The sequence below is a fragment of the Protofrankia sp. Cas8 genome, from assembly GCF_963555845.1.
Taxonomy (GTDB): domain Bacteria; phylum Actinomycetota; class Actinomycetes; order Frankiales; family Frankiaceae; genus Protofrankia.
In genome coordinates this window covers 1-7013 of the sequence record NZ_CAUVXI010000253.1, presented here as the reverse complement: position 1 = coordinate 7013, position 7013 = coordinate 1, and the positions used below count along the sequence as shown (strand labels likewise).

Below are 7013 nucleotides of genomic sequence, written 5' to 3'. Positions count from 1 at the left end.
GGGGACCTGAAGGTGATCCCGTACAAGTCGGCAAATCCGGCGACGCTCATCGCGGGTATGGAACAGGCGCTGCAATACAACCCGGTCGCTGTGGGACTGACGGGCATCCCCGGGATCGCGTGGCAGTCGGAGGTGCCTGCCTACGAGAAGGCCGGCGTGCCTATCGTGGTCGGCCATGTCGGGCCACAGGCGATCACCAGCACCATCATCGCCAACATCGACAACGAAGAGAGCGTGCAGACCACCGCCAAGGTGCTGGCCGACTACTTCATCGTCAACTCTGATGGGAAGGGCAAGATCCTCCAGTTCCAGGTGCCGGACTTCCCGATTCTCGGCGCCTTCGACCAGGCATTCCGGGCCAACGTGCAGGCGTCCTGTTCCGGCTGCTCGGTCACGCAGCTCACGGGCACCATCAGTGAGGTGACCAGCGGCGGCTCGACGGCGGCTATCGTCTCAGCACTGCAGCGCCACCCGGAGGTCACCTGGCTGGTCACCGACAACGGGCCGTGGGTGGACGGCCTCCCCGCGGCGCTCGCGGCGGCGCACCTGAACGTCAAAATCATTGGCGGGGGGGCCGACGTCACCAACGAGACCGACATCAAGGCAGGGACGGTGACGGCCTTCACGGGCGTAGCCCTCAACTACAGCGCGTGGGCCATGGTGGACGCCGTCCTGCGCCACCTGGAGGGCACGCCCATCCCTGCCAGCGAGGGCTTGCTGCCTCTCCAGTTGCTCGTGAAGGACGAGAACTTCGCCGTGTCCGAGTCCTACGACGAGCCCGCAGACTACGCAGCACAGATGGAGAAGCTTTGGCACGTGGGAGCCTGAGCCCGGCGCTGGACGAGGGCGGGGCGACGGCGCCTCGCCCCGTCCTTCGGGTTCGCGGCCTCACCAAGTCCTTCGCGGGGACGGTCGCCCTCTCGGACTTCGATCTGGACATCGAGCCCGGTGATGTGCACGCCCTCGTGGGCGAGAACGGCTCGGGCAAGTCGACGGTCATCAAGATCCTCGCCGGTTACCATCGCCCTGACCCCGGCGGCGAGGTCGAGATCGACGGGTTGCCACTGCCCTTCGGGTCCGCCCATGCGGCTCACGAGATGGGCTGTCGCTTCGTGCACCAGGACCTCGGTCTCGTCCTGCAGCTGTCCGTGGTCGACAATCTGTACCTGAACAGCGGGTTCGCGTGCAGGTTCGGGACGATCAGGGAAGCGGACACGCGGCGGCGGGCGACGGCGCTGCTTCGCCGCGTCGGCGTCCAGGTCGACCCCCGCACACCGGTCGCCGCGCTGTCGCTCGCCCAGCGCACGGGCGTCGCCGTGGCCCGGGCGCTGGAGGGTGAGGACGACCACCAGGTCAAGCTGCTCGTCCTCGACGAGCCGACGGCGACGCTTCCGGAGAACGAGGTGCACCAGCTGCTCGACATGGTGCGCCGGGTCGCGGCGCACGGCGTAGCCGTGCTCTACGTCAGCCACCGGCTGGACGAGATCTTCCAGGTCGCCGACAACGTCACCGTCCTCCGCGACGGCCACCTGGTCACAACGGTGCCCGTGTCGTCGCTTGACAAGCGGCGGCTCATCACTCTGCTGGTGGGTGACGAGCTGGGTGAGCTGCCCGCCCCCGAGCCGCGCGGCACCGACAGCGTCGTCCCCGCCCTCAGCGTGCGGGGCCTGCGGGGCTCGGGGGTGCGGGGCGTGACCTTCGACGCCCGGCCGGGCGAGATCATCGGCTTCGCCGGGATCACCGGGTCGGGACGCGAGAGCCTGCTGGGCACGGTCTTCGGCGCCCTGCCCCGCCTGGCCGGGATCGTCGAGGCGAGCGGCCGCCCACTGCCGCCATACGACCCGCGGGCTGCTATCGCCGCCGGCCTGGCCTACCTGCCGCCCGACCGCAAGGTCAGCGGGGCGATGATGGACCTGTCGGCCCGGGAAAACCTGAGCATTTCCGACTTGCGGCAGTTCTGGCGCGGCCTGTTGCTGCGGCGCGGGGAAGAGCGAGCCGAGGCCCGCCAATGGTTCGAGCGGCTGAGCGTGCGTCCCGCGGGGGCGACGGAGCGACCGCTGGCCAACTTCAGCGGAGGCAACCAGCAGAAGGTGCTTTTCGCCAAGTGGCTCCGGCTCCACCCCAAGGTATTCATGCTTGACGAGCCGACCCAGGGCGTGGACGTAGGCGCCAAGGGCGAGCTGCACCGCCAGCTCCTGGCCGCCGCCGCCGGCGGGTCCACCATCCTCGTCAGCTCCTCCGACCTTGAGGAACTGGTCGCCCTTTGTCACCGGGTGCTGGTGCTGCGCACCGGTCGGGTCGTCGCCGAGCTTCACCGGTCGTCCGTCACCACTGCCAACATCTCCCACGCGTGCCTCGGCGAGCAGGAGGTCGTCAGCTTATGAGTTCGCGGGTTACCGTGCCGAGGATCAACCTCGGCTTCAACAGCTTCAGCGGGCTGTACCTGCTGGCCCTGTTCGTCATCGTGTTCGGGATCTGGACGCCGCACCTGTTTTTGACGGCTGCCACGGTCCAGTCCGTCGCCTCGCAGCAGGCCGTCACGGCAATGCTCGCGATCGCCGTCCTCATCCCGCTCACGGCAGGTGCCTACGACCTCTCGGTCGGAGCCACGATCAACTTCTCCACCATCATCTGCGTGTGGCTGCAGACAGACCAAGGGTGGAGCATGTGGCCGGCCATCGCCGTTGCCATCGCTGCCTGCGTGGTGATCGGCGTCATCAACGGCTTCGTCATCGTCCGCCTCCGGGTCAACTCCTTCATCGCCACGCTCGGCATGGGAAGCATCATCACCGCCGTGCAGGACATCGTGTCCGGGCAGAGCCAGCCCACTCCGCCGACGACGACGTCGTGGCTGAACCTCACTCGGCTCAGCGTGGCAGGGTTCCAGATCATCGTCCTGTACCTGCTCGTCCTGGCCCTGATCGTGTGGTGGGCACTGGACCACACTCCCGCCGGCCGGTACCTCTACGCCAGCGGCGGCAATCCGGAGGCGGCGCGCCTGGCCGGCGTGAGCGTGGGGCGCTACACGTGGTTCTCCATGATTGCCTCGGCCACGGTGTGCGGCATCGCCGGCGTGTTCTATGGGTCGCAGACAGGCCCATCACTCACCTTCGGCGTCGGCCTGCTCCTGCCCGCCTTCGCCGCAGTCTTCCTCGGCTCGACCCAGATCAAGCCGGGTCGCTTCAACCTGTGGGGCACGATGCTGGCCATCTACGTGTTGGCGGTCGGCGTGAAGGGCCTGCAGCTCATCACCGGGGTGCAATGGCTCGCCGAAATGTTCAACGGGGTAGCCCTGGTCGGCGCCGTCTCCTTCGCCATGTACCGCCAGCGGCTGGTCCAGAGCCGCGCCCTCGGGCGCAGCGACGATCCTCTGCCCGAGGTCGCAGAGCCCACGCCGATCCGCACCGAGGACGTCGCCGGACTTGTGCCGTCCCGGACTGGTGACGGATGAGGATCACCCATTGGCTAGTTACCGACAGTAGTGGTTACCGACAGTAGTGGCCGTCGACAGCAGTGGCCGTCGACCTCCCGGTCGTGAGGAAGGGGAGCAGCATGGATGCCGCGGACCGCATCGCGATCGCCGACGTCGTCGCCCGCTACTCCGATGCCGTCAATGCGAACGACGCCGCCGCCTGGGAGGAAACGTGGGCGGAGGAGTGCACGTGGCAGCTCGGTCCGGACCGCCTGCTGCGTGGCCGCGACGAGGTGGTGGCGTTCTGGCGGGCGGCCATGGCGAGCTTCGAGTCGGTGCTGCAGATGGTGGGCCACGGTCGCGCCCGCGAGGAGGGCGACGGCGCTGTGGGTTCATGGACGGTGTTCGAGGTGGGCCGCCGTGACGGGGTCAACGGTTTGGTGATCGGCTGCTACCAGGACCGTTACACCCGGCAGGAGGGTGCCTGGCTGTTCGCCGAGCGCCGCTTCACCGCCACCTACCGGGGCGGGCTGCCAGACGGGAGCTTCACCGCGCTCCCGTCGCTGCCGGGAAATTTCTGAGGAGGTGCGGATGGCTATTCGACGTCTCGGACCGCTGGAGGTGACCCCGATGGGGTTTGGCTCACTGATGCTGGACATCGAACAGCGGGCACTGCTCGATGCAACGCTGGACCAGTTCGCACCTGTTGGCGCTTCGCTCCTGCCTGCTGGACAGGCCCGTGCCGTCGAGACGGGCACATGAGCGGCGCAACGGCGCCGATCCCCGGCGAACGGGCGGACCCTGGGCGGGAGCGGGCCGAGATCCTGAGTCTGGCGATCCGCTTCGCCGACTTGTGGGCGGTCGATCCGCACCAGATGGCCGACGAGACCTACGCCCCGTCGATCCACATGGAGTCGATGGCGAGGACCACCGTGGTCGACGGCATCGACATGCTCCACCGGCTCGAAGAGCGGCTCGCCACGATGGTCCCCGAACACCGCCACGAGCTCGTCCGCGTCCTCGTGGATCCGCCGGAGGCGTTCCTGGAGACAACCGTGGTGGGCCCGACGACCGGCGAGTACGCCCAGGCAGCCCTGTGGTGGCGGGTCGGCGAGCCGGCCGCCGGACAGGCAGTCCGTCAGGTCGTCGACGAGGTCGGGTGGTTCGACTGGGCCCACCGCCGCGCCGACTCGACGGCCAGCCGGGGAACCGTTCCACCCGACGACCGCCGATGGCGTGGCGGCACAGACTGGTACCACCGTCTGGTCAGTGAGGCGGTAACCGCATTCAGCGCTGACCCCGCCGCGGCCGCCAGCCGCTACCTTTGCGCTGACCCAGTCGCCACTCACGTCGGTCATACCGAGATCAGCGGGCGCGGGCCAGTCCTGGACGTCGTCGAGCGGTTCTCCGCCGTCATCTCCCGATGTCGGATCGAGGTGAGCCGGGTCATCGGGGACGGGGCTGTCGTCGCGGTGCTGTTCACTCTCGACAATGCCACGACACAGACCAGAGGGACGCTGGTTGCCACGCTCGACGCCGACGGCGCCGCCCACAGCGTCCGTCTCTACCTGGACTGGGACAGTGTTGTTGCGGACTGCCAGGCGCTGGTCCTGCCGCGCAGCGATCCAGCGGCCGATCACTGAGCGCGATCCGTTGACACGCGTCCAGGCGAGCCAACCCGTACCCGCCGCGAATATGGGAGGACAACACGATGGAGCAGCTCAGCGGAGGAGTCGCTGTCGTAACCGGTGCGGCCAGCGGCATCGGCCGAGCCGTCGCTGCGGCGTTCGCGCAGGAGGGCATGCGCGTCGTGCTGGCAGACATCGAGGCCGCCGCCCTCGATGACGCTGTAACCGAACTGCGCGGTGACGGGCATGATGTCCTGGGCGTCGTCACCGATGTCTCATCCGCCGAGTCCGTCTCCCGTCTTCGCGACCAGGCTGTCGATCACTACGGCACTGTCGATGTCCTGCACAACAATGCAGGCGTCGTCGCCGCCGGACTGATCGAGGACATCCCGCTCGCGACATGGCGGTGGGTGGTCGACGTGGACCTCTGGAGTGTCATCTATGGCATCCGCGCCTTCGTGCCGCTCATGAAGCGCCAGAGGCGTGGCCATGTGATCAACACCGCCTCGACCGCCGGACTCCAGGCCAACCCCGGCATCGGCCCGTACAACGTCGCCAAGTTCGGCGTAGTCGCGATCACCGAGACCCTGCGCGTCGAATGTGAGGGGACGGGTGTGAACGCGAGCGTGCTCTGCCCCGGCGCTGTCAACACCAATATCGTCCGCGCCGAGCGGAACCGGCCCGCGAACGTCCCCGAATCAACCGGCGCTGTCGCGGAGCGGTTCGCGGCCAGCTCCACCCGCCTCCTTGGTGAGCAAGGCCTTGCCCCGACCGCGGTCGCGGCCATGGTCGTCGACGCCGTGCGGTCCGAGCGGTTCTGGATCATCACCCATCCCGGCTGGATCGATGTCGCCCGCGACCGGGCTGCGGCGATGGCTGACGGCAGCCTCGCTCGCCGGTTCGCCGGGTAGGGCCGTTTCACGGCGTTGCATCTCGCGCCATGGCGGGATCTCGATCCCGTCGTCGCCCGCTTTGTTGGAAACCTGGCACCGAAGAGAACAGAAGGAATCCATGTCCAGCCTTTTTGACATCCGGGGCAAAGTCGTCGTGCTGACCGGGGCCAGCTATGGCCTCGGCGAAGTCATGGCCCTGGCCCTCGCTGATGCGGGCGCCGACCTTGTCCTCGCCGCCCGCAGCGGCGAACTCCTCCAAGCGGTTGCCGACGCTTGCACGCACAAGGGCGTCAAGGCCACCGCCGTGGTCGCAGACGTCTCGAAGGAGGAGGACGTGGCGCGGATTGTATCCAGGGCGATCGAGAGCTACGGCTGCATCGACGTTCTGGTGAACAACGCCGGGATCTCCGATCTTCGGGGCCTGCCTGCGGAGAACTTCGACCTGGAAACCTTCCGCCGTATCGTCGACGTCGACATGGTCGGCGCCTACCTGCTTGCCAGGGACGCCGGCCGGCACATGCTGGCGGCAGGGTCCGGCTCGATCATCAATATCTGCTCGATCCTCGCCAGTGGGGCCAACGAGCTCAGCGTCATCGGCTACACCGCCGCCAAGGGCGCTCTGCTCAACCTGACGTACCAACTTGGCTGCGAGTGGGCCGACCGGGGCGTCCGGGTCAACGCCATCTCGCCGGGGTTCATCGTGACCCCGATGACGGCGCCCGGCCTCGAGGGTTTGGGCGTAGCGGAGTACGTCGCCAGCCGGACCCCGATGCGACGTGTCGGCCGGGCCGAGGAGCTCATCGGGCCGCTGCTGTTCCTCGCCTCAGACGCCTCCAGCTACATCACCGGGCTCAACCTCCTGGTTGACGGCGGTACCAACGCCGGCAACGGCTACTACCAGGTGCAGCCGGGACATCATGGCTGGGGTGCCATGCTGGGGGCGCCGATGGTCGGCGACCCCTATCCCGGGCTGGTCCCCATGCCGGAGCGGTTCGCGCCCTGGAAGGGCGGCATCCCCGGAATGCACACCCCCTGAGGTACGCCGTCCAACTGGTTCCTCCCCGCTGACCGCACGACCGG

General features: G+C 68.1%; 8 protein-coding genes. All 8 read left to right on the top strand.

The features are described from left to right. A partial coding sequence (locus tag U9977_RS24255; RefSeq protein WP_322751599.1) for a substrate-binding domain-containing protein occupies window positions 1-828 on the top strand: 828 nt, incomplete at its 5' end. Continuing rightward, entirely contained in the window at window positions 810-2384 is a 1575-nt protein-coding gene (locus tag U9977_RS24250) for a sugar ABC transporter ATP-binding protein (protein ID WP_322751598.1), read from the top strand. The genes U9977_RS24255 and U9977_RS24250, both read left to right, overlap by 19 nt. Next, window positions 2381-3451, top strand: coding sequence for an ABC transporter permease (locus U9977_RS24245; protein WP_322751597.1), 1071 nt, complete (start codon window positions 2381-2383; stop codon window positions 3449-3451). Before U9977_RS24250 ends, U9977_RS24245 begins: the two co-directional genes overlap by 4 nt. A gap of 101 nt (window positions 3452-3552) precedes the next feature. After that, window positions 3553-3993 carry a nuclear transport factor 2 family protein gene (locus U9977_RS24240; RefSeq protein WP_322751596.1) on the top strand — a complete coding sequence of 147 codons (441 nt, stop codon included), beginning with the start codon at window positions 3553-3555 and terminating at the stop codon, window positions 3991-3993. 10 nt (window positions 3994-4003) lie between these two features. Further along, window positions 4004-4174 carry a hypothetical protein gene (locus U9977_RS24235; protein WP_322751595.1) on the top strand — a complete coding sequence of 57 codons (171 nt, stop codon included), beginning with the start codon at window positions 4004-4006 and terminating at the stop codon, window positions 4172-4174. Beyond that, window positions 4171-5055 (top strand): nuclear transport factor 2 family protein, encoded by an 885-nt coding sequence (locus U9977_RS24230; protein ID WP_322751594.1) that lies wholly within the window; start codon window positions 4171-4173, stop codon window positions 5053-5055. Before U9977_RS24235 ends, U9977_RS24230 begins: the two co-directional genes overlap by 4 nt. Window positions 5056-5123: 68 nt before the next feature. Continuing rightward, complete coding sequence (locus tag U9977_RS24225) at window positions 5124-5951, top strand: SDR family NAD(P)-dependent oxidoreductase (RefSeq protein ID WP_322751593.1); 828 nt, start codon at window positions 5124-5126, stop codon at window positions 5949-5951. Window positions 5952-6051: 100 nt separating this feature from the next. After that, entirely contained in the window at window positions 6052-6969 is a 918-nt protein-coding gene (locus U9977_RS24220; protein WP_322751592.1) for an SDR family NAD(P)-dependent oxidoreductase, read from the top strand. Window positions 6970-7013 lie beyond the last annotated feature (44 nt).

What these genes read in the sequence shown, in the direction of transcription:
- U9977_RS24235 (WP_322751595.1), top strand. Translation starts at nt 4,004, where the DNA reads ATGGCTATTCGACGTCTCGGACCGCTGGAGGTGACCCCGATGGGGTTT.
- U9977_RS24220 (WP_322751592.1), top strand. Translation starts at nt 6,052, where the DNA reads ATGTCCAGCCTTTTTGACATCCGGGGCAAAGTCGTCGTGCTGACCGGG.
- U9977_RS24225 (WP_322751593.1), top strand. Translation starts at nt 5,124, where the DNA reads ATGGAGCAGCTCAGCGGAGGAGTCGCTGTCGTAACCGGTGCGGCCAGC.
- U9977_RS24245 (WP_322751597.1), top strand. Translation starts at nt 2,381, where the DNA reads ATGAGTTCGCGGGTTACCGTGCCGAGGATCAACCTCGGCTTCAACAGC.
- U9977_RS24230 (WP_322751594.1), top strand. Translation starts at nt 4,171, where the DNA reads ATGAGCGGCGCAACGGCGCCGATCCCCGGCGAACGGGCGGACCCTGGG.
- U9977_RS24240 (WP_322751596.1), top strand. Translation starts at nt 3,553, where the DNA reads ATGGATGCCGCGGACCGCATCGCGATCGCCGACGTCGTCGCCCGCTAC.